Source organism: uncultured Rikenella sp., assembly GCF_948810725.1.
In the GTDB taxonomy this organism is placed as follows: Bacteria; Bacteroidota; Bacteroidia; order Bacteroidales; family Rikenellaceae; genus Rikenella.
In genome coordinates, this window is record NZ_CAQIVA010000002.1 from 22885 (window position 1) to 43475 (window position 20591).

A 20591-nucleotide genomic window follows, 5' to 3' on the forward strand; every position below is an offset into this window, starting at 1 on the left:
TCATTTATGAACCATCGCATTGCACGGACAGCGCTCTTCGCAGCAGCTGTCGCTTGTGGCTGGATGACCGCCTGCGGCCCCAAAACAGCACAAACCGAAACCGTAAACGGTCGGGTCTTGGACGCCTCGATGAACACCGTCACCGTACGGACCGAAGCCGGAGACACCCTGACCATCAGCACGCTGGGCGCCGATCCGGCCAAAGTACAGGGGGTACTGGTCGACGACTCGGTCAGCCTGACCTGCCGGACGATCGAAGTACAGGGCCACAACGCGCTCGAAGCGCAGGAATTGAACGTCACGGCCCACTCGCCTTACTTCTATATCCAAGGCCAGTGGGTGGAACCGAATCCGATCGATTCGACCGCGGTGCAGGGATTCGCGCTGAACGAAGACGGGACTGCCGCTTCGATCGGGATGGCGACATTGCAGATCACCGGCTGGAACCTGACGGCTCCGAAGGCCCTGATCCTGACCGGCGAAAGCATCGGGAACGGCCAAACCCTGCCGATGTGCGACACCCTGACCGTTCTGCGGCTCGACGCCGACTCGCTCGTGCTGGGACACGGGAACGGACATGTCGCCTGGCGGCTCGGACGGCAGAAATAGCGTCGGCCCGTTTCGACTCTCGCATCGGTCTCGCCGGATTCGTTCCGGCGAGACCGAAGCGTTTTTAGCCCCCGGATCGCCGAAAAATCGCTATCTTTACCCCCGATTATGGACGACTATTTTCAAGGGATCGCATTTCTCCCGTTCAACCCGCAACTGCTTTGGATTCTCGCCGCACTCATCGGGCTGCTGATCGTTTCGGCCTTGGTGTCCGGCTCCGAAACCGCTTTTTTCTCGCTCTCACCGAACGACATCCACGAACTCGAAGAGTCGGACGGCACGCAGGCACAGGCCGCCCTCCGGCTGCTCGACGACAAAGACCGTCTCCTCTCCACCATCCTGATTACCAATAATCTGGTCAATATCGGCGCCATCCTCGCCGCCAACTCCCTGATTGACGGTATGGTGGTATTCGGCGGGGCGACCGCACTGGAATTCATCGTCAAGGTGATTATCGTCACCTTCCTGCTCCTGCTTTTCGGCGAGATCATGCCCAAAATTTTCGCCGCCTACAACAGCCTCTCGTTCGCCCAGCGGATGAGCGTTCCGCTCCTGTCGCTCCAGCGTCTGTTCCGGCCCCTGTCGGCCATTCTGATTCGCACCGGAGGCGTGATTACCCGGGCGTTGGCCCGGAAACAGAGCAATCTCTCGGTGACCGATCTGACCGACGCCATCGAGATTGCCGAGACCGACTCTGAAGACGATAAAAAGATGCTGACCGGCATCGTCCGGTTCGCCGCGACCGAAGTCGATCAAATTATGAAACCGCGCATCGACGTCAGGGCGCTGGAGATCGGCGCGACCTTCGCCGACGTGAAACAGACGGTGGTCGAGAGCGGATTCTCGCGCATTCCCGTCTACCACGAAAACCTTGACGACATCCGCGGGATTCTCTACGTCAAAGACCTGCTGCCCCATCTGGGAGCCGACGCCAGCTTCAACTGGCAACAGCTACTCCGGCCGGCCTATTTCGTGCCCGAACATAAAAAGATCAACGACCTGCTCGAAGATTTCCAGAAGCGGAAAATCCACATTGCCGTCGTCGTGGACGAATACGGCGGGACGCTCGGGATCGCCTCGCTGGAAGACATTCTGGAAGAGATCGTCGGCGAGATTGCCGACGAATCGGACACCGAAGACGACTTCTTCCGCCAGATCGACGACCACCGGTACATCTTCGAAGGACGGACCCATCTGGGCGATTTTCTCCGCGTGCTGGAGCTGCCCGACGGGCTGCTGGACGGAGCGCGGGGCGACGCGGACACCCTGGCGGGATTGATGCTGGAGATTCGCGGCGAATTTTTCTGCGAAGGGGAGAGCGTACAGGAAGGAGATATCGAATTCAAGGCTTTGCGCGTTGAGAACCGACGCATTACCGAAGTGGAAGTCACTTTTCTGCAACCCGACGAGGCGACGGACGGGAACCATGACGACACGAACGAAGAGAAAGAGTAGCCGAACGATCCCGATCCCGATCGACGGAACGGAATTTTCGGTGTGGCTGGCGCCTTTGGAGGCCTTCACAGAGGCGGAACTCTTGGAGCGGGCGCAACTGACGGACACAGAACAGGCCGTATTCGAAACCTTTCCGGAAGCGACCGGTCGCTCCGGCGGACAGCGGCGACGCGAGTGGCTCGGAACGCGGATGCTGGTCTGCGAAGAGCTGGGCGGACGAATCTCATACACGCCCCAAGGGCGCCCCCGGCTGGTGTCGCCATCGACAAAACAGGACATCTCTATCTCACACACAACCGGCTGGGCAGCCGTAGCGGCTTCGACCGCAGGGCGGTGCGGCATCGACATCGAACGGCTCGACCGGGATGCGAGCCGGGCAGCAGCTCGCATCGCCGCGCCGGGCGAATTGGCGACAGCAGCCCGCATCTTTCCCTCCCGACCGGCCTTATGGCTCTGGTGCGCCAAAGAGGCAGCCTACAAGGCGGCAGGAGGGCCCGAAACGGATTTCGCCCGTGATATTCGACTCGAATCGCCGAGTGTGGCACAACCTTTGATAATGACTGTGGAGACAGTTCGCGTAATCCTTGCCTCTTTCGTTTACGAAGAGTTACTCGGAGTCTGCGGGCTGGTCAAATAGATAACTTTATCCTAAACCTATAAAAATTTACAGTTATGAAAAAGTACGCTATTCTCTCCATGGCAGCAGCCGCAGCGATGATCGCCGGCGTATCGACCGCTTCCGCACAAAAAACGTTCACCTGGGGACCTAAGGCCGGGATGACCGTGTCGAACATGAGCCACACGGACATGAACGCCAAAGTCGGATTCACAGCCGGTATCTTCACCGAGTATCGTGTCGACTGGTTCGGTCTTTCGGGCGAAGTGCTCTATTCGCGACAAGGCGTAACTAACAAAGAGACGATCGACGGTACGAAAATCAAAACGCGCCTCAAGAGCGACTACCTGAACGTGCCGGTGCTGGCCAACTTCTATGTGACCCAGAACCTTGCCCTGAAGACGGGGGTTCAGGCCGGCTTCTGCCTCGGCGCAAGTTCGATCACCAAGATCGACGGCACTAAAACGAAAGACGGAGTCGGAAATGCATTCCACACGGCTGAAGTAGCCATTCCGGTCGGTATTTCTTACGACTTCGGGCCGATCGTGCTGGATGCCCGGTACAATTTCGGGGTAAGCCACGCGTTGAAAGCCGGCAACTCTCGGAACAACGTCTTCCAGCTGACGGCCGGGGTTCGCTTCTAATTCAATCATGACTAAAACCGGAGGGAAGCGACACATTGAAGTGTCGCTTCCCTCTCTTTTTTATAGTTTGGATAAAGACGGATAGCTCCGGAGCAGAAACAGTCTATTGAGAATGCGGGGGCTGAATCCCTTTCCGCCCCGGGCTACCGCAGCGGCTCAACGGGCGGATGGTACAGCGTCGGCAGTCACGGTTCTATTTGGTCGTCCACGATCAGCGAAGAAAACAGCCGGTTCTTGTACTTCCACACGCAAACGCTCCATCCCAGCATCGCTGACGGTCGCACTTACGGTCGTCTGTTGCGTTGCCTCTCGGAATAAACGGGCTGCACGTTTACGGGAAGCAAGGGGCTGGAACTATTTTTAGGCGCCTCTACATGTAGCCCCATTGGGGCGGCCGGAGCCAGCGGAGGAGCCTAAGTCTACAAAAGTGCAATTACCTTAGCGGGTTGAAGCCTGCGAGGCCCAAAACGAGCTTCACGAGTTGCGGGCCTCCGCTGCGGGAGGCTTCGGCCCGCGCGGCTCTACGAGCCGCAGGAGCTTGACCCAAAACAAACCCCAACCCACCGCCCAAAGCTCGTCCCATTCTTTCAGGTTCGGCCTGTCGCCCACTCCCCCGAGCGGCAAAGCCGCTGGGCGACAGGGCCGGCGACCCTTGGGGTCGCATAAGCACCGCCCCATCATGGGAAGTCCGCCGCGCGGGGTGGCGGCGAACTGCGCGACTCTGCGAGTCGCAAAAGCTTGGACAAATGCCCGGCCAACAGCACAGCCCAACTCACCGCCCAAATTCCAGCCCAAAGCTCGGCCCGGCGCGGCGGAAAAACCGGTTACGGTTTTCCCGCCCGAAGAACGAGCTCGCCCCAACTCTCGGCCCCGTGTCAGCCTCACTGCGGCTCCGCTGTCGCTCCGCCGCGGGCGACGGATTTCGCGCGTAGTTCTTTATTCGCGCGCCTGCGCGATTCATTCTATTTCGGCTCATCGCCGAAATAGTTGAATCGCTTCTTTAGGCGTGGCGCGCGGCTGTTCGACAGGAGGGTACTGCGCTCGGGCCGCGCAGGCCCCACGTCCCGTGGACGGGAAATGCTCGCGCATTTCCACTGCCAGCCTCTACCCCCGTTCTTTGTTCGCGCGCCTCCCCACCCAGCTATTTCCGCAACTTAATCCGTTCCAAACCTCCCGATTGCACCTCCAAACGCCGTACCTGAGCCGTTCCATCCTCCTCCGCCGACCACGCCTCGGCATACGCCAGGCCTGCTCCCACCAACTCGCCTCCCTCATCCACATAACCATACCGCCCCTCGCGCCACACCACCGCAAAACCATGATCGAACTCCCCCATCCCCTCATATTCCAACGGCACAACCACCCGCCCCATACGATCCAGACACCCATGCCGCCCTCCCCGATCGACATAGGCATACCGAGAACCATCCCACGATAAATCGTCATACACCGCCTCGATCACCACTCCACCCTCCCGGTCGATCAGCCCCATCCTCATCCCCTCGCCCACCGCCGCCCGCACCGCGACCGGAGCACGCCCCTCGCTGAAATCGTCCGCCCACAGATAGCGAGCCTCCACCACCGTGCTCCCCTCCTCGTCCAGAAAGCCGAACCGACCGTTCCGCACCACCAGCCGCCGCCCCTCGCACAACCGCCCCTCCGTAAGTTCATCGCACGCAACCGGACAATCCGCCGGATCCGAGACCGGACGCCACGCCACCGGATAATAAGTCCCCGTTCCGTCATGCCGAAAAACATAAATCTCATCCTCCAGCAACTCGCCGTACCGCCCCGCTCCGGCATACCCCGCCGTCGTCGTAAAACAAGTCAATTCAACCGGTCGCCCCTCCCGCACGACCCGAAAAGTCACCCGACCCGTCCCCACCGTGTAATCCGGTTCGCCCGCCCGATCCGTCACCGCCGCAATCCCCGCCAGCGTAGCAAAACGGCCCGTCGGATTGGCCACCGCTTCGAGGTAGTCGGTCGTCGAAGGAAATAGGAATTTCTCTTTGTCGTTCATACCAACAAATCGGAAGTTGCCGTGCCGATATTCATCATCCGCACGAGGTCAGTCATATTCGCCCGATAAGCCATTCCGCGCACCGCCATCCCCTCGCCGCCCGTCTCACGTCCCGTCAGCCACGCGATCTCGTCGCGATACAAATCCGGCATCGGGCTCGAAATATCGAAAAGCAGCCGCGCATACCGTTCCTCAGGCAACTCCTCCGCCACAGCCGGAAAGAGTACCGGTTCCGCCTCGGCCGCCGAGATATGTACGTTCATCAACAAAACCGAACCGTCCATTGTCCCCAGCGAACGCAGCCGTTGGGCCGCTGCCGCTACCTCGCGCGCCGTACCGTCGGTCGCCTCACCGTCGGTGATGTGGATGACCGTGGGCGGATAACAAGGCCTCCCTTTGTGCCTGTCACACCACTGTTTCAGCAACTTATAGACCACTCCGAAAGCCGCGACCATCGGCGTATTCCACTCCGAAGCCGGTTGCACCCACACCCGTTCGCGCACCACGGTAGCCATCTGTCGTCCATCGGGCAACGTCCGGAGCCGCTGCACATCGCGCGTAGCGACCGGATTGTCGGCCAGCTCTTCGGGCCGCAAAAAGTATCGTTCGCCCACCGTCGGAAGCAGCGACCGCACCTCCGACCCGGAATACCCCATCACCGCCAGATCGTAATAAGGCTGATATCCGCCGTCGCGACGCGTGCGGGCAATCAGCTCCGCCAGCAGCGCGTTGATAGCCGTCGCCACCGCTTCGGCTTTGGTCACCGTCCGACCGTTCCATCGGGTAGGTTCGGACATCGAGCCGGACTGATCGACCAGCAGCACGACAGCCGTGGGACACTCTTGCGTAATGCGAGCCAAATAACTCATCGAACAAAAAATAAGAGACGAATGGTTCCGACAAATATACTCTTTTTTGTCGGCAACCATCGCCTCTCAACCACGCAAAATCGATTGATTAAATGAAGATTAGAGACTCATCCAATCGTCAAATTAATGACTTTTATCATTGAAAAATATTTTGTTTCATCACCGAAATTCGCCCACTCGCCTCCGCAATTCTCGCCCGCGAGATACGCCCTTCGCAGACTGCCTGAAAAATCAGTTCAATGGTCCGAGCGGTCAAATCCGGTTCGAAAACCGGGCCGTTATTTCCGACAATTATCATATCCACCCCCGCATTGACCGCCCGTTCGACCGCCCCGCCCAAGGTATAATGTTCCGTAATCGCCCCCATATTCAGGTCGTCGGTAATCACCAAACCGCGATATCCCAGCTCGCCGCGCAACACGTCGGTCACCCACCGCCGCGACAACGAAGCCGGCAGCGTATCCACCCCGCGATGCACCAAATGGCCGACCATCACGAAATCGGCATAACCATCTTCGCCGATCAACGCACGATAAGGGGCCAACTCCCGCTCACGTTCCCACGTCCGCGTGATATCGACAAGCCCCAGATGGCTGTCGGCGCGCGAACTGCCGTGGCCCGGGAAGTGTTTGAGGGATGTCCGCACCCCCTGCCCGTGCAAAGCATCGATCCATATCCGCGCATGGGCGACCACCTTCTCCGGATCGGCCGAGAAGCTCCGCTCCACAGCTCCGACAATCGGACAAGCCGGATTGACGTTCACATCCACGCAAGGGGCGAAATCGACATTAATCCCCGCCTGCCGACAGCTTTCGGCCGTCCGCTCCGCCCACAGCCGGGTCGTATCCGGCCGATCGACCCGCCCCTGATAAGCCGCCGAAACGCTCTTCGAAAAACCGTATGCCTGCTTCAGACGGTTCACCCGTCCGCCCTCCTGGTCGATCGCGATGAAAAGTTCGGGATGCCCCGCCTCGGCCGCCAGCCGTTGCAGGTCGGCGCTCAGCTGCTGCAACTGTTCCGGCGAACGCACGTTGCGCCGATTGACAGCCGACGGCACGTCGCGGTCGAAATAGATCACACCGCCGATCCCCAGCCGCTGCACGGCATCAGCCACCTTATCGGTGACGGTAAATCCGCGAAAACCGGCGATAATCATTTGGCCGATCTGCCGCCTCAGGAGGCTGTCTTCCGCCTGCCGGGCCCGAGCTTCGCCCAATCCGAAAAGCGAGAGCAAAGCACTGAAAAATAGAGCAATCGAAGTTCTCATGCCGATGGTTCGAGTTTGAATCGGATCCGGAGCCGCCCGCTCTCCGGATCATAATCGGTGGAAATAATGCGCACCGGACTGATTTCATCCGTATTGGCCACGTGTTCGCCGATGCAGAGGCAGCGGTCGTAATCTCCGACCTGGACGACACGCAGTTCGGCTACCTCAGCGGCTTCGACAGGCAGATGCGACAAGTCGAACTCGGCCGCAGCCGCAGCACGAGAGACCGTCTCGAATGTCACCTCCAGACGCTTGGCAATCTGCTCGTTGACAGCCTGTTCAAGAGTTTCAGTCTCTTCCGATGTGAGATTCCGCCCGACGTTCCGGAAATCGAAATCGACTTTCGATTTTTTCCGTTCCAGATGGGTGGTGACGGGTCGCCCGCACCCGAACATCCGCCCGATGGTACCGCTCAGGAGGTGCTCGGCGGTGTGCATCTCGCGGGGATATACTTTTTCGCTCATACTAAATTTTCGAAATTTATCGAGGGGAGAAGAGATAAGGGGATGCAATGAAGAAGAGTGCTTCAGTTTTCAAGTGTCGATCGGTCTCGCCCCGGGCTTCCGCGACGCAGGCGATTACGGAATATGGGGCGATCCGATGCTCGTCGGAAATCATGGTTCCAATTGGTCTGTCAACGCCATGACAACTTCCGGTATCTTTTTAAACTTTTTCGCCTTACATTTAAACTCCAACGGAACTACACATCGGGCTACCGGTCTTCAGTTACGTTGCCTCTCGGAATAAACGGACGCACGGCGTCTTTTAATGGCCGCTTCGGCCCAAAAGCCTCTACTCTACTTTTGAATTGAATCCTGCGGTGCATAAGAACCGCACTACTCGCTCTCAGTTCAAGCGGTCGAAGCCTGCGGGGCCCACAGCAACGACAGTTGCGGGCCTCCGCGGCGGGAGGCTTCAGCCCGCGCGATTCTGCGAGTCGCTGGAGCACAGCTATTCGTCCTCGGCGCGCCCCCCACGCGCCGCTGATGCGTCGCCCTCGCCGAGGACGGCGACCTAAAGGTCGCAAGAGCAAATGTTTTCGACCGCAGCCAGCGGAGAACGAATATTAAGGCTGAGGCGGCCAGTAAAAGACGCTGTGCGGCCCCTCCGCATCCGGGGGCTGCGGGCCGACCGTTATCACGGGGACTTAGCTATTCGCTCTCAGCCCAAAGCACAGACAAGAGCACAGCCCACAGCTCGCCCCAGTTCTCCGCCCCGTGTCAGCCTCACTGCGGCTCCGCTTGCGCTCCGCCGCGTTTTCGCACGCCTATTCTTTGTCCGCGCGCCTTGCGCGATTCATCTATATTCGGCTCACCGCCGGAAATAGCTGAATCGCTTCTTCAGGCGGGGCACGCGTCGTCCTACGGGAGGGTACTGCGCTCGGGCCGCGCGGGCCCCACGTCCCGTGGACGGGAAATGCTGCGCATTTCCACTGGCAGCCTCGGCCCAATTCCTCGCCCCGTTCTTTGTCCGCGCGCGGATTAAGAGGCCGCCTTGCCCCCTAATCATTAAAGACGAACCCGTCCCCTCAAAAAGCGACTACTTAAATATCAGTTTGAGAATATCATTACCATTGGCCAGAATAATGATGCCGAAGACGATGATCATCCCCACCACCTGCGCCCGCTCCATAAACTTATCGCTCGGCGCACGGCCCGTAATCATCTCGTACAGGATGAAAACCATATGCCCCCCGTCCAGCATCGGAATCGGCAGAATGTTCAACACCGCCAGCATAATCGAGATCAGAGCCGTAATCTGCCAGAACGACGCCCAGTCCCAATAGCCCGGAAAGATATTCCCCATCGCGATAATCCCCCCTACCGACTTATATGCCTCCGTATCCGGCGACGCGATGAGTTTCAACTGTTTGAGATAGCTTCCGATCGAAGTGAACGCCCGTCCCGTCCCGACCGGTATCGACTCCCAGAACGAATACCGCCGCGTGCTCACCGTATAGACATCCGTCACCGAAACCGCCCCCAGCCCCACACCGATCCGTCCCGCATCGCTGACCGGCACCGCCGCCGTCATCCGTTCGCCGCCACGCAAGAACGCCACCTGGAGCGTATCCCCCTTGTGCTGCATAAACGTGTCACGGAACTGGTCGAACCACCGCATCGGCACCCCGTCGACCGCCACCAGCGAGTCTCCCGCCGCCAGACCCGCCGCCTCAGCCCCGCTGCCCGTCGCTACGCGCCCCACCACGAACGGCGACCGCAACATAATGAACTCCTTGTCCTTGAGCATCGCCTTGATGTGCTTCGGATCGATCACCACCTGCACCGGCTCGCCATCGCGTTCGACAGTCACCTCGCGCGCCTCGTCCAGCAGAATCATCGCCGGCACCTGCATGTAGTTGTCCACATATTCTCCCCCCACCGAAAGAATCTTGTCTCCGTTGCGAAACCCCACCTCCTGGGCCACCTCGCTGAAGGCGAAACCGTCGGTCACATCTTTCGTCTTGATATAAGAATCCCCCCAGGCATACGTAATCCCGATATAGATCCCGATCGCCAGCACGATATTCATCAGTACCCCGCCCACGATAATCAGCAGCCGCTGCCACGCCGGTTTCGACCGATATTCCCACGGTTGAGGTTCGCTTTTGAGCTGGTCGGTGTCCATCGACTCGTCCACCATCCCCGCAATTTTGCAATAGCCCCCAAACGGCACCCATCCCATCCCGTACTCCGTCTCGCCGATGCGGAACTTGAAAATCGAGAACCACGGATTGAAAAAGAGGTAGAATTTATCGACCCGCGCGTGAAAAATCTTGGCGAAAAGAAAGTGACCGAACTCGTGCACCAACACCAACAGCGAAAAGCAGACGATCACCTGACATACCTTGATGAAAACCTCCATGCGTATAGAACCTTATTTTTTCGATTATCCTTTTATGACAAATTCCGGCAGCAACTCCCGCCGGACATAATCCCTCGTCCGGGCATCGCACGCCTCGTAACTTTCCAACATCCGCACAGTCCCCTCCTGACATAAGCCCCCGCCCGAAACCGACGCCTCCAGCGTCCGCCGAACCACCTTATATATATCCGTAAACCGGATCCTTCCCTCCAGAAACTCCGCCACCGCCACCTCGTTGGCCGCATTCATCACACACCCTCCCCCCTCGCCGTACCGTCCCTCCAACACCTCGTAAGCCAACCCCAAAGCCGGATATTTCTCCCCGTCCGGCGCATCGAAAGTCAGCCCGCCGCACAACGCCGGTTCGAAAGCCGCCGCCCCTTCCACAGACAACCGATACGGAAAAGTCAACGCATACTGGATCGGCAGCCGCATATCCGGCACCCCCAGCTGCGCCTTGAAAGCCCCGTCGTCGAACTCGACGAACGAATGCACCACCGACTGCGGATGGACCACCACGTCGATCCTCTCCGCCGGCAGGTCGAACAGCCACCGCGCCTCGATCACCTCGAACCCCTTGTTCATCATCGTGGCACAATCCACCGTAATTTTCCGCCCCATCTCCCAGCACGGATGCTTCAGGGCATCCGCCGCCGTCATCCGGGACAATTCCGACAACGGAGTATCCCGAAATGCCCCGCCCGACGCAGTCAGCACCAGCCGCTTCACTGACTGTGCCGCCTCACCCACCAGACATTGGAAAATGGCCGAGTGTTCCGAATCCACCGGAATAATCGGCGCGTTGCACCGCCTCGCCTCCTCCATCACCAATCCGCCCGCCACCACCAGAGTCTCCTTATTGGCCAGCGCAATCTTCTTCCCCGCCCGAATCGCCGCCAGCGTCGGCGCCAGCCCCGCAAATCCCACCATCGCCGAGACCACCGTATCCACCCCCGACGACACCACCGAAGCCGCCGCTGCATCGAAACCCGCATAGACCTTGATCGGCAAGTGCGCCAAAGTGGCCGAAAGCGGCTCATAATACCGTTCGTCGGCAATCACCACGGCATCGGGTTCGAACTCCTCCGCCTGCCGGGCCAGCAGTTCCCAATTCCGATGGGCAGCCAGCATCTCGACCTCGAAGAGCTCCGGCCAGGCCCGCACCACCTCCAGCGTCTGCGTCCCGATCGAACCGGTCGACCCGAGCACCGCCAGCCGCTGACGCCGCGTCTCTTTCCTGTTATTATCCTCCACGGCTGCCACTTAAAATGCGATATAGTTTTCCGGATCCACCGGCGTTCCGTTGTACCACAACTCGAAAGTCAGGTGCGGAATCTTGTTGTCGATCAGCCGGTCGGTCACCGCCACCGGCTCTCCCGCCCGGATATGCTCGCCGGTGGATTTCATCGCCTTAGCGACCTGTTTATAGACCGAGACCATATTCCCCCCGTGCTGCACCACGACGATATTCCCCGTCTCCGGATTCCAGGCATCGAGAATCACCGCGCCATCCAACACCGCCAGCACGACCTGGTTGGGCGCCGGAGCGATCTCCACGCCGAACATCCCGTTCTTGGGCGAGAACGACCGGGTAATCACCCCCTTGACCGGCGGCAGCATCTCGAACGTCACCTCCGACCGGGATCGATTCTCGCCGCTCTCGCGCAGGCGATAAGACGACCCCTCGTCGGTCATCTCTGCGCGCAACACCGAGTCGAGCCCGATGCGCGCCGAAACCGTCCCCTTCACCCCCTGTCGCCGCAACGTGTCGCCCGCATCGAGCGACAAGACCTGCCCGTCCAGAATCTTGGCCAGTCGCCCGTGGTAGTTCTCCCACCGCCCCACCTCGGCGGAAAGGGAGTCGAGTTTCATGATGTTGGCGATCAGCGCCTCGCGCGATTTGCTCCCGGGATAACCCGGAATCAGGTCGAGCACCGGCGTATAGGCCACGGTGGCCAGCACGGCGAAAAACAGGACGAGCAGCAGCGCCACCGCCGCGAGCACCAGACTGATGCGGCTGATGAAAACGTGCCAAATCTCGCGTCCGGTGCGGACGTTCCGCAGCGAAAGTTTGTTCCGCTCGCGCAGATAGCCGACGATATCTTTGAGTTTCATAGACGAGTTTAAGCGTAGTGCAAAGATAGGCTTTTTCCATCGATTCCGGGCGACCGGTTTTTCGTTTGTTTTGTACATTACGGAGCTGGCCGCTCGTCCGCAGCTCCGGTCGGCCGAAATCCGAAAACGATTTGCGACCGGGCGGTATGGATAATTAAGAGGAAATAGTATATTTGTAGCAACAACCCGAAAGGATCAAATTTGTCAAAAGATATGAAACCCACATTTTTAGTACTTGCAGCCGGCATGGGCTCCCGCTATGGATCGCTCAAACAGATGGACGGCATCGGGCCGAACAAGGAGGCGATCATCGACTACTCTGTGTACGACGCCATCCGGGCGGGCTTCGGGAAGGTCGTTTTCGTCATCCGCAGCAGCTTCGGTGCTGAGTTCAAGGAGGTTTTCAGCGCGGAACGGTTCGGAGGAAAGATTCAGGTGGAATATGTATTTCAGGAGCTGAACTCAGGTTTGCCGGTGGGATACGCCGTACCGGAGGGCCGCGAAAAGCCGTGGGGGACGAACCACGCCCTGATGATGGGCGGAACGGTGATCGCCGAGCCGTTCGCGGTGATCAACGCCGACGACTTCTACGGACAGGACGCGATCGCACAGATGGGGGCCTATCTGGCGGCGCTGCCGGAGGGCTCGGAGGGTGAATACGCGATGGTGGGATACGAGGTGTGCAAAACGTTGTCGGAAAACGGGACGGTGTCGCGCGGAGTGTGCACGATCGACGGGAAGGGGTATCTGGAATCCATCGTGGAACGGACGAAAATCGAACGGCAGAACGGTCAGATCGTCTACATCGAAGCGGACGGAACGCATCCGCTGGCGGAAAATACGCCGGTTTCAATGAACCTGTTCGGCTTCACGCCGGACTATTTCCGGCATTCGACGGAATTTTTCCGCAAATTCCTCGATGACGCTCTGCAATCGGGGAATCTGAAAGCGGAGTTCTTCATCCCGCTGTTGGTGAACAAACTGGTGTCGGAACGGGTGGCGAAGTTGAAAGTGTTGCACACGACGAGCGACTGGTTCGGGGTGACGTACAAGGAGGATCGGCCGGCGACGGTACAGCGGGTGCTCGATTTGATCGAGGCGGGGGTCTATCCGCGGAATTTGTGGGGTAAATAATTTTAGTCTTTTGCCCCGGCTGGAACTGTCGCTTTCTTGAAAGAAAGCGACGCAAAGAACTTTCATGATAGCTACGCTACGCCTTAGGCTCCGCACTCCTCAGTCTTTGCGATTGCTTTTGGGTCGGGGCAACGGCGCGCTTGGGGTTTAGCTCGCATTAGCGCGCCGTTCGCTCCCGGCCCAAAGAAGAGTCCAAGAGTTAGGCTGCCGGCAGCTGGAGGGTGCGTTAGCATCCGTCTAAAGTTTTTTTGGTTCTTTTTGTTCACAACCGACGCTGCCAGCGAGAGCAATGCAAACAAAGTTTGCGAATTGCCGAGCGGCGAGGAGGAAAACGAGCGCAGCGAAGTTAAAAAGAACAGTACCCTCCAAGATAAAGACGAGCATTATACACACAGAATGAACGAAATTACACAACAGGTATGGGGTTTCACCCCCGCCGCTCCGGGAGGAGAAGCAGGAGGCGAGCCCGTCATTCTCTATACGATGACCAACAGCAAGGGGGCCAGCGTTCGACTCACCAATTACGGAGCCGCCATCGTGGGGATCACCGTGCCCGACCGGGAGGGACACATGGCCGACGTCGCATTGGGATATGACAAATGGCAATCTTATGTCGCCGACGGGCCTGCCATGGGGAAGAGCGTCGGACGGTACGCCAACCGGATCGCCAAAGGGACATTTACACTGGAGGATAAGACCTATAAATTGGCTGTCAACAACGGGCCGAACCACCTGCACGGCGGGCCGACCGGATTTGCCAACAGATTGTGGGAAGGGCGGGTCGAAGGGAACCGGGTTGTGTTCGGCTACCACTCCGCAGACGGCGAAGAGGGGTACCCCGGGGATTTGTACGTCGAAGCATGTTATGACTGGGACGACGACAACCGACTGGAGATCACCTACTACGCCAGGGTTGAAGGGAAGGCTACGATTGTAAACCTCACCAACCACGTCTATTTCAACCTCGACGGGCACGACAGCGGTTCGGTATTGAACCATGAGCTTACGTTGCATGCCTCGCGCTACCTGCCGACGGACGACACTGCCATTCCGCTGCCGGCAGGGCAGGCACCGGCGCAGGTCGAGGGAACACCGATGGATTTCCGGACACCTCATGCGATCGGGGAACGGATCGACGAGCTGTTTCAGCAATTGATCTGGGGAAAAGGATACGACCACTGCTGGGTGATCGATCCCGGCTTGGCGGATGGAAAAAAAACAGTGGCGGAACTCTATTCGCCGGAGTCGGGACGGTTCGTCGAAGTGGCTACGACACAACCGGGGATACAGATCTACACCGGGAACTGGCTCGCGGGTTCGCCGGAATCGAAAACCGCAGGCCATTTTTATGCAGACCGGGACGGGGTCGCCATGGAATGCCAGGCCTTTCCCGACTCGCCTAATCGGGAAGACTTCCCGAGCGTAGTCTTAAAATCCGGAGAAACTTATGAACAGCACATCGTCTACCGCTTCGGAACGAAATAACTGAAACTCAAAAATAAACCCAAACAAATCGTTATGACGAACAATCAACAAACACAAATCAACTACACGGGGCCGTTCATTACGATGGTCTTCCTGTTCTTCATCGTCGGTTTCCTCACCGTCGTGAACCAGCAGTTCCAGAGCCCGTTGCAGAGCGCCCTGCTCAGCAACGTGGGCGGCATTCAGAACACCCTGGCCGTGATGGTCACCTTCGCCTGGTTCCTCTCCTACCCCCTCACCGGAGGGATCGGAGCCCGGCTCGTCAACAAGCACGGGTATAAGAACACCATGGTGCGGGCACTGATGGTTGTGGCTGCCGGCTGCGCGATTTTCGAAGCATCGGTACTGCTCCAGAAGTATTCGAACGGCACGTCGATCGTTTTCGGCGAATCTTCGATTCCGTACGCCTACTTCCTCTTCCTCATCGGCGCATATGTTGTGGGAGCTGGGGTTACGATTATGCAGGTGGTGATCAATCCGTATTTGATCGCTTGTAATGTGAAAGGCACCAGCGACGTACAGCGGCAGAACATCGGGGGCGCTTCCAACTCGATCGGGACTACGCTGGCGCCGTTCTTCGTCGGCGGGATCATCTTCGGCGGCGCGACGGTCGTCACCCTCGACAAATTGATCATCCCGTTCGCAGCTTTTATTGCCGTGATCCTCGGCGTGGCTTTCCTGATTACGAAGCTCAAACTGCCCAACATCGCCAACACCACGGCCGAAGGCGGTGAAAAACTCGAACGCAGCATCTGGTCGTTCCGTCACCTGACCTTGGGGGTTGTAGCCATCTTTATCTACGTGGGCGTGGAAGTTTGCGTAGGGGCCAATCTGGTGATGAACGCCAAAGCGGAAGCAAACTGGATCGACCTCGCAGCGACGATGGGCTCCCTCTACTGGGGCGGGATGCTCGTGGGACGGCTCATCGGGTCGGCCTTGAGCAAAGTACCGGCACGGATGCAGTTGATCGTAACTTCCATTGCGGCAGGGCTGCTCGTCATCGGCGCCATGCTGACCGATTGCCTGTGGCTGTTGGTGGCTGTCGGCTTGTTCCACTCGGTGATGTGGCCGTCGACCTTCGCACTCGCGGTCAAAGGGCTGGGCAAATACACCTCGGCAGGGTCGGGAGCATTGATGATCGGCGTGCTGGGCGGCGGCGTACTGCCGCTGTTGCAGGGGATGATTGCCGACGCGACCGGATCGTGGGCGGCTACCTGGATCATCGTCATTCTCGGCGAAGCCTACCTGCTCTACTACGCTTTGCTCGGGAGCCGGATTCGGAAACAGGACATGATCGCGGAATAACCCTTATACGAGAGTTATAGCTATGGATATCACCAAAGTACGCGAGAAATTCAAAGAGTTATACGGCACCTCGGGTGCCTTATACACCTCTCCCGGTCGAGTCAACCTCATCGGAGAACACACCGACTACAACGGCGGTTTCGTGCTGCCGGGGGCGGTAGACAAAGGGATGGTCGCCGAAATCATCTTCAACGGGACGGACAAAGTGCGGGCTTATGCTTTGGATCTGGACGAAAGCTCCGAATTCGGGTTGAGCGAAGCCGACGCACCGAAAGAACAGTGGGCCAAGTACATCTTCGGCGTCTGCCGCGAGCTGACCAAACGCGGGGGGACTATTAAAGGATTCGATACCGTTTTTTCGGGCGACGTGCCGCTGGGGGCGGGGATGTCCTCTTCGGCGGCGCTGGAGTCGACCTATGCCTTCGCGCTGAACGATATGCTGAACCTCGGCTTCCCGCCGATGGAGCTGGCCAAGGTCGGACAGGCTACCGAACACAATTATGTGGGCGTAAAGTGCGGCATCATGGACCAATTCGCCTCGATCCACGGGAAAGCGGGACACCTAATGCGGCTCGACTGTAAGACCGGCGAGTTCCAATACGTGCCGTTCGATCCCGAGGCGCATGGATACAAAGTGGTGCTGATCGACTCGTGCGTGAAGCACGAGCTGGTCGGATCGCCGTACAATAAACGCAGGGAATCTTGCGAACGCGCAGTCAAAGCCATTCAGCAGCGGCATCCGGAGGTCGAGTTCCTGCGCGATGCGCAGCCGGAGTGGCTCGACGAAGTGATCGGAATTATTTCTCAGGAAGACTACATCCGGGCGAAGTATGCGATCGACGAAGTCAAACGGCTTTTGGACGCCTGCGCCGCTCTTGAAGCGGGAGATTACGAGACCGTGGGGCGGAAGATGTACGGCACGCATATCGGCATGTCGGTTCTGTACGAAGTTTCGTGCGAAGAGCTCGACTTCCTCAACGAAGTGGCCAAGGAGTGCGGAGTGACCGGATCGCGGATTATGGGCGGCGGTTTCGGCGGCTGCACGATCAACGTGGTGCCGGCGCCGAAATACGATGCCTTTATCGACACGGTTCGGACGAAATACAAGACAAAATACGGAATCGACTGCAAGGTCTATCCGGTAGTGATTTCGGACGGCGCACGACGGATTTCGGAATAATCCGGACGGCTAAAGAAAAAGAGGGGTGTACCTGCGAGCAGGTACACCCCTCTTTCGTAATGCTTACCGGCATCCTACCGGTCGAAATGCTTGTGCAGGTTGCGGAGTTGGAACGCAAAGACACCCATCGAGATCCCCGCCATCAGGAACGAGATGCCGACCCAGATAACGACCGCTTCGATCCCGAAGAAGAGCGGTTGAGCCAGAATCACCACCGAACAGATCAGCAGCAACACCCCGACGAAGACCGTCCATCCGCCGCCCGGCACCCGCATCGACATCAGGTCGCTCCCCGAGCCGATCAGCCCGAAACTCCGGAACATCAGCCAAAAGCCGAGGAACAGCGGCAACGTGGCCGCCGAGATAGCCGGATAGCACACCAGCACGATCCCGATCAAGAGTTCGACAATCCCTCCGGCCCACAGCCATCCGCGTCCGATCGCCGGATTGGTGTTCGAAGCGGCCAACGCGATGTTGATCGCCCCCGCCACCAGAATCAGTACGGCGAAAGTAACCGACATCGCCAAATAGCTCACACCGGGATAGGTGAAAATAATGATTCCGATGACGAACACCGCAATCCCGAGCAGGAGCAGCAGCCACCAGTTTTTCACTGCCACGCGCGAACGTTGCAGGCGATCCATGAAAAGTGTTTGCATAACAGTATAATTTTTAATGAACAATTTTTGTACGTTTTTTTTGCCCCGGATAGAACCGTACCTTTTGACTTCGTCTTCCTCGTGCTACCTCGGCAAATCTCGCAAGCGGTCTCTGCTCTCGGTACGCTACTCGGTTCTGAAGAAAAGGTACCCAAAAGACTTTTGCAGAGGTCGTCCCGTTGGGCCGACCACGTGTTCTCTCCGCCTTGTTTCGTTGGGCTGTGATTTTCAGGCGAGGCGCGCGTGGGGTTCTCGCCCATTATTAGCGCGCCCGCCGAAAATCCAGCCCAACCAATCGGGCAGACACGGCCAGAGCATCCCGCAGGGATGCGCTCTGAAGTTTTTTTGGTTCTTTTTGTTCACAACCGACGCTGCCAGCGAGGGCAATGCAAACGTAGTTTGCCAATTGCCGAGCGGCGAGGAGGAAAACGAGCGGAGCGAAGTTAAAAAGAACAGTACCCTCCTAAGCGATAATAAAGGTATCAAAAAAGCGTTCAAGAATTGTGCCAATCGGCAGCAGTCATCATCGTCGAAATGAAAATAAGCCGTATCTTTGTGTGACCGACTATGGAACTTCAGAGCGTAAAACAGCGATTCGGGATTATCGGGAACACCGCCGCCCTGAACCGGGCCTTGGAAGTCGCCCTTCGCGTGGCTCCCACCGACCTGACCGTGCTCATCAGCGGCGAGAGCGGCGTGGGGAAAGAGTTTTTTCCACAGATCATCCACGCCTACAGCGCGCGGAAACACGGCAATTATATCGCCGTCAACTGCGGCGCCATTCCCGAAGGGACGATCGACAGCGAACTCTTCGGACACGAGAAAGGCTCCTTCACCGGCGCCACCGACAGCCGGAAAGGATATTTCGAAGTGGCAGACGGCGGAACCATTTTTCTGGACGAAGTCGGCGAACTGCCGTTGACCACTCAGGTACGGCTGTTGCGCGTCTTGCAGAGCGGCGAATTCATCCGCGTCGGATCGTCCAAAGCCCAGAAGACCAACGTGCGAGTCGTCGCCGCCACGAACGTCAACCTACGGCTCGCCGTCGAAGCGGGACGGTTCCGCGAAGACCTCTACTACCGGCTCAATACCGTGCCCATCGCCGTACCTCCGTTGCGAGATCGGAAAGGAGACATCCACCTGCTGTTCAGGAAATTCGCCTCCGACATCGCGACCCAATACCACATTCCGCCCGTCACGCTGGACACCCGGGCCCGAGAGATGCTGGAGGAATACCGCTGGCCCGGGAACGTGCGACAACTCAAGAACGTCGCCGAACAGATATCCGCCATCGAAGAACGGCGCGAAATCGGGCCCGAGACCCTGCTGCGTTACCTGCCCGACTACTCGACACCCGGGAGTCTGATACCCGTGGGGCCGACCGGACACGGCAGCGGAAGCGAATTCGCAAACACCACAGAGCGGGATATCCTGTACAAACTGCTGTTCGACCTGCGGGGCGAAGTGTCGGAACTCAAAGGGATGGTAGCCGAGCTCGCAGCGGCACAACACGGCAGCGGTACGACATCCGGCTATGGGACGGCACTGCCCGTCAAATACACGGCAACGCCGACACTCTACACCCCGGCTACGTCGGAGAACCCCTATATTGAAACCGCAGCAGAGGAAGTGACCGACACGTCAACCGCAACAGTCGACAGCGCGCCGCAGACCAAAGAAGAGGCCCAACGCGAGATGCTGATCCGCGCCCTGCGGAAACACCGCGGAAAACGCAAAGAAGCCGCCCGGGAACTCTTCATCTCCGAACGCACCCTGTATCGGAAGATCAAAGAGCTCGGGATACAGGACAAAGACATTGCGAATGAATAACCACACGAACATGAGACGTTTACGGACGTTGACATATACACTCGCCACCTGCGTAGCGGTACTGCTCACCGCAGGCGGATGCTCCGTGAAATACTCCTTCTCGGGCGCATCGGTCAACTATAATTTGAGCAAAACCGTATCGGTCGCCTATTTCACCAACATGGCCGCCATGGTCGCACCGATTCTGAGCCCGACCCTGACCGACGAACTCACCAGCAAACTGGCCAGCCAGACCCGGCTGCAAGTAGTGCGCGAAGACGGCGACCTCGCCTTCTCGGGCGAAATCATCGGCTACAGCTCCGACCCCGTTTCGATCTCCGGGAACGAATACGCCACGCAGAACCGGCTCACGATTACCGTCCGCGTCAAATTCGTCAACAAAAAAGAGCCGCAGTACAGCTTCGAAAAGACCTTCAGCAACTACGAAGACTACAACACCAATATCCTGCTGACACAGGCCGAAGGGACGCTGATTCCGCAGATCGTCGAAAAACTGGTGGACGACATCTTCAACGAAGCTTTATCCAACTGGTAATCA

At 58.4% G+C, this 20591-nt stretch carries 19 protein-coding genes; 11 read left to right on the top strand and 8 right to left on the bottom strand.

Annotated features, from left to right (window positions below; genetic code table 11):
• The first annotated feature begins 6 nt into the window (after positions 1–6).
• The 4 genes from Q9S52_RS01995 to Q9S52_RS02010 all read left to right on the top strand — a co-directional run bounded on the left by Q9S52_RS01995 (position 7) and on the right by Q9S52_RS02010 (position 3324).
• Positions 7–609, top strand: a complete 603-nt coding sequence (locus Q9S52_RS01995; protein ID WP_294593955.1) for a lipocalin family protein — start codon at positions 7–9, stop codon at positions 607–609.
• A 108-nt stretch (positions 610–717) separates the two neighbouring features.
• The gene (gldE, locus tag Q9S52_RS02000) at positions 718–2064 is read left to right on the top strand and encodes a gliding motility-associated protein GldE (RefSeq protein ID WP_304708008.1); all 1347 of its coding nucleotides are present in this window, start codon (positions 718–720) and stop codon (positions 2062–2064) included.
• Complete coding sequence (locus tag Q9S52_RS02005) at positions 2036–2701, top strand: 4'-phosphopantetheinyl transferase superfamily protein (protein WP_304708009.1); 666 nt, start codon at positions 2036–2038, stop codon at positions 2699–2701. Before gldE ends, Q9S52_RS02005 begins: the two co-directional genes overlap by 29 nt.
• A 35-nt stretch (positions 2702–2736) precedes the next feature.
• Positions 2737–3324, top strand: a complete 588-nt coding sequence (locus Q9S52_RS02010) for a porin family protein (RefSeq protein WP_304708010.1) — start codon at positions 2737–2739, stop codon at positions 3322–3324.
• A 1141-nt stretch (positions 3325–4465) separates the two neighbouring features.
• Here Q9S52_RS02010 and Q9S52_RS02015 read toward each other — a convergent pair.
• The 4 genes from Q9S52_RS02015 to Q9S52_RS02030 all read right to left on the bottom strand — a co-directional run bounded on the left by Q9S52_RS02015 (position 4466) and on the right by Q9S52_RS02030 (position 7944).
• Positions 4466–5344, bottom strand: a complete 879-nt coding sequence (locus Q9S52_RS02015; RefSeq protein ID WP_304708011.1) for a WG repeat-containing protein — start codon at positions 5342–5344, stop codon at positions 4466–4468.
• Positions 5341–6213: a vWA domain-containing protein gene (locus Q9S52_RS02020; RefSeq protein ID WP_297626764.1), complete on the bottom strand. Its 873-nt coding sequence runs from the start codon at positions 6211–6213 to the stop codon at positions 5341–5343. The genes Q9S52_RS02015 and Q9S52_RS02020 overlap by 4 nt, the downstream gene beginning before the upstream one ends.
• Positions 6214–6349: 136 nt before the next feature.
• Positions 6350–7480, bottom strand: coding sequence for a glycoside hydrolase family 3 protein (locus Q9S52_RS02025; protein ID WP_297626761.1), 1131 nt, complete (start codon positions 7478–7480; stop codon positions 6350–6352).
• Positions 7477–7944 carry a hypothetical protein gene (locus Q9S52_RS02030; RefSeq protein ID WP_304708012.1) on the bottom strand — a complete coding sequence of 156 codons (468 nt, stop codon included), beginning with the start codon at positions 7942–7944 and terminating at the stop codon, positions 7477–7479. The genes Q9S52_RS02025 and Q9S52_RS02030 overlap by 4 nt, the downstream gene beginning before the upstream one ends.
• A gap of 73 nt (positions 7945–8017) precedes the next feature.
• On the opposite strand from Q9S52_RS02030, the gene Q9S52_RS02035 reads away from it, so the two are divergent.
• Positions 8018–8227 carry a hypothetical protein gene (locus Q9S52_RS02035; RefSeq protein ID WP_304708013.1) on the top strand — a complete coding sequence of 70 codons (210 nt, stop codon included), beginning with the start codon at positions 8018–8020 and terminating at the stop codon, positions 8225–8227.
• A 792-nt stretch (positions 8228–9019) separates the two neighbouring features.
• Here the strand turns inward: Q9S52_RS02035 and rseP are convergent.
• Genes rseP through Q9S52_RS02050 form a run of 3 tightly spaced genes read right to left on the bottom strand, consistent with a single transcriptional unit; the run spans position 9020 to position 12460 of the window.
• Positions 9020–10345 carry an RIP metalloprotease RseP gene (gene rseP / locus Q9S52_RS02040; RefSeq protein ID WP_300727812.1) on the bottom strand — a complete coding sequence of 442 codons (1326 nt, stop codon included), beginning with the start codon at positions 10343–10345 and terminating at the stop codon, positions 9020–9022.
• 24 nt (positions 10346–10369) lie between these two features.
• On the bottom strand, positions 10370–11608 hold the full coding sequence (dxr, locus tag Q9S52_RS02045) for a 1-deoxy-D-xylulose-5-phosphate reductoisomerase (RefSeq protein ID WP_304708014.1): 1239 nt from the start codon (positions 11606–11608) through the stop codon (positions 10370–10372).
• Positions 11609–12460, bottom strand: a complete 852-nt coding sequence (locus tag Q9S52_RS02050) for a murein hydrolase activator EnvC (protein ID WP_294591898.1) — start codon at positions 12458–12460, stop codon at positions 11609–11611.
• A 213-nt stretch (positions 12461–12673) separates the two neighbouring features.
• Here Q9S52_RS02050 and Q9S52_RS02055 point away from each other — a divergent pair, with 213 nt between their 5' ends.
• From Q9S52_RS02055 to galK, 4 genes are all read left to right on the top strand, one after another.
• Positions 12674–13594, top strand: a complete 921-nt coding sequence (locus Q9S52_RS02055) for a nucleotidyltransferase (protein ID WP_304708015.1) — start codon at positions 12674–12676, stop codon at positions 13592–13594.
• Positions 13595–13990: 396 nt separating this feature from the next.
• The gene (locus Q9S52_RS02060) at positions 13991–15079 is read left to right on the top strand and encodes an aldose epimerase family protein (RefSeq protein ID WP_304708016.1); all 1089 of its coding nucleotides are present in this window, start codon (positions 13991–13993) and stop codon (positions 15077–15079) included.
• 33 nt (positions 15080–15112) lie between these two features.
• The gene (locus Q9S52_RS02065) at positions 15113–16384 is read left to right on the top strand and encodes an MFS transporter (protein ID WP_304708017.1); all 1272 of its coding nucleotides are present in this window, start codon (positions 15113–15115) and stop codon (positions 16382–16384) included.
• 22 nt (positions 16385–16406) lie between these two features.
• Positions 16407–17564, top strand: coding sequence for a galactokinase (galK, locus tag Q9S52_RS02070; RefSeq protein ID WP_304708018.1), 1158 nt, complete (start codon positions 16407–16409; stop codon positions 17562–17564).
• A gap of 74 nt (positions 17565–17638) precedes the next feature.
• Here the strand turns inward: galK and Q9S52_RS02075 are convergent, their stop codons facing one another.
• Positions 17639–18223, bottom strand: coding sequence for an HdeD family acid-resistance protein (locus tag Q9S52_RS02075; protein ID WP_294591908.1), 585 nt, complete (start codon positions 18221–18223; stop codon positions 17639–17641).
• A 567-nt stretch (positions 18224–18790) separates the two neighbouring features.
• Between Q9S52_RS02075 and Q9S52_RS02080 the strand changes: the two genes are divergently transcribed.
• On the top strand, positions 18791–20053 hold the full coding sequence (locus Q9S52_RS02080) for a sigma-54-dependent Fis family transcriptional regulator (protein WP_297626738.1): 1263 nt from the start codon (positions 18791–18793) through the stop codon (positions 20051–20053).
• A 10-nt stretch (positions 20054–20063) separates the two neighbouring features.
• Positions 20064–20588, top strand: a complete 525-nt coding sequence (locus Q9S52_RS02085) for an LptE family protein (RefSeq protein ID WP_294591912.1) — start codon at positions 20064–20066, stop codon at positions 20586–20588.
• Positions 20589–20591 lie beyond the last annotated feature (3 nt).

What these genes read in the sequence shown, in the direction of transcription:
- Q9S52_RS02020 (WP_297626764.1), bottom strand. Translation starts at nt 6,213, where the DNA reads ATGAGTTATTTGGCTCGCATTACGCAAGAGTGTCCCACGGCTGTCGTG.
- Q9S52_RS02060 (WP_304708016.1), top strand. Translation starts at nt 13,991, where the DNA reads ATGAACGAAATTACACAACAGGTATGGGGTTTCACCCCCGCCGCTCCG.
- Q9S52_RS02025 (WP_297626761.1), bottom strand. Translation starts at nt 7,480, where the DNA reads ATGAGAACTTCGATTGCTCTATTTTTCAGTGCTTTGCTCTCGCTTTTC.
- Q9S52_RS02075 (WP_294591908.1), bottom strand. Translation starts at nt 18,223, where the DNA reads ATGCAAACACTTTTCATGGATCGCCTGCAACGTTCGCGCGTGGCAGTG.
- Q9S52_RS02030 (WP_304708012.1), bottom strand. Translation starts at nt 7,944, where the DNA reads ATGAGCGAAAAAGTATATCCCCGCGAGATGCACACCGCCGAGCACCTC.
- Q9S52_RS01995 (WP_294593955.1), top strand. Translation starts at nt 7, where the DNA reads ATGAACCATCGCATTGCACGGACAGCGCTCTTCGCAGCAGCTGTCGCT.
- Q9S52_RS02080 (WP_297626738.1), top strand. Translation starts at nt 18,791, where the DNA reads ATGGAACTTCAGAGCGTAAAACAGCGATTCGGGATTATCGGGAACACC.
- rseP (WP_300727812.1), bottom strand. Translation starts at nt 10,345, where the DNA reads ATGGAGGTTTTCATCAAGGTATGTCAGGTGATCGTCTGCTTTTCGCTG.
- Q9S52_RS02050 (WP_294591898.1), bottom strand. Translation starts at nt 12,460, where the DNA reads ATGAAACTCAAAGATATCGTCGGCTATCTGCGCGAGCGGAACAAACTT.
- Q9S52_RS02065 (WP_304708017.1), top strand. Translation starts at nt 15,113, where the DNA reads ATGACGAACAATCAACAAACACAAATCAACTACACGGGGCCGTTCATT.
- Q9S52_RS02055 (WP_304708015.1), top strand. Translation starts at nt 12,674, where the DNA reads ATGAAACCCACATTTTTAGTACTTGCAGCCGGCATGGGCTCCCGCTAT.
- gldE (WP_304708008.1), top strand. Translation starts at nt 718, where the DNA reads ATGGACGACTATTTTCAAGGGATCGCATTTCTCCCGTTCAACCCGCAA.
- Q9S52_RS02005 (WP_304708009.1), top strand. Translation starts at nt 2,036, where the DNA reads ATGACGACACGAACGAAGAGAAAGAGTAGCCGAACGATCCCGATCCCG.
- Q9S52_RS02085 (WP_294591912.1), top strand. Translation starts at nt 20,064, where the DNA reads ATGAGACGTTTACGGACGTTGACATATACACTCGCCACCTGCGTAGCG.
- galK (WP_304708018.1), top strand. Translation starts at nt 16,407, where the DNA reads ATGGATATCACCAAAGTACGCGAGAAATTCAAAGAGTTATACGGCACC.
- Q9S52_RS02010 (WP_304708010.1), top strand. Translation starts at nt 2,737, where the DNA reads ATGAAAAAGTACGCTATTCTCTCCATGGCAGCAGCCGCAGCGATGATC.
- Q9S52_RS02015 (WP_304708011.1), bottom strand. Translation starts at nt 5,344, where the DNA reads ATGAACGACAAAGAGAAATTCCTATTTCCTTCGACGACCGACTACCTC.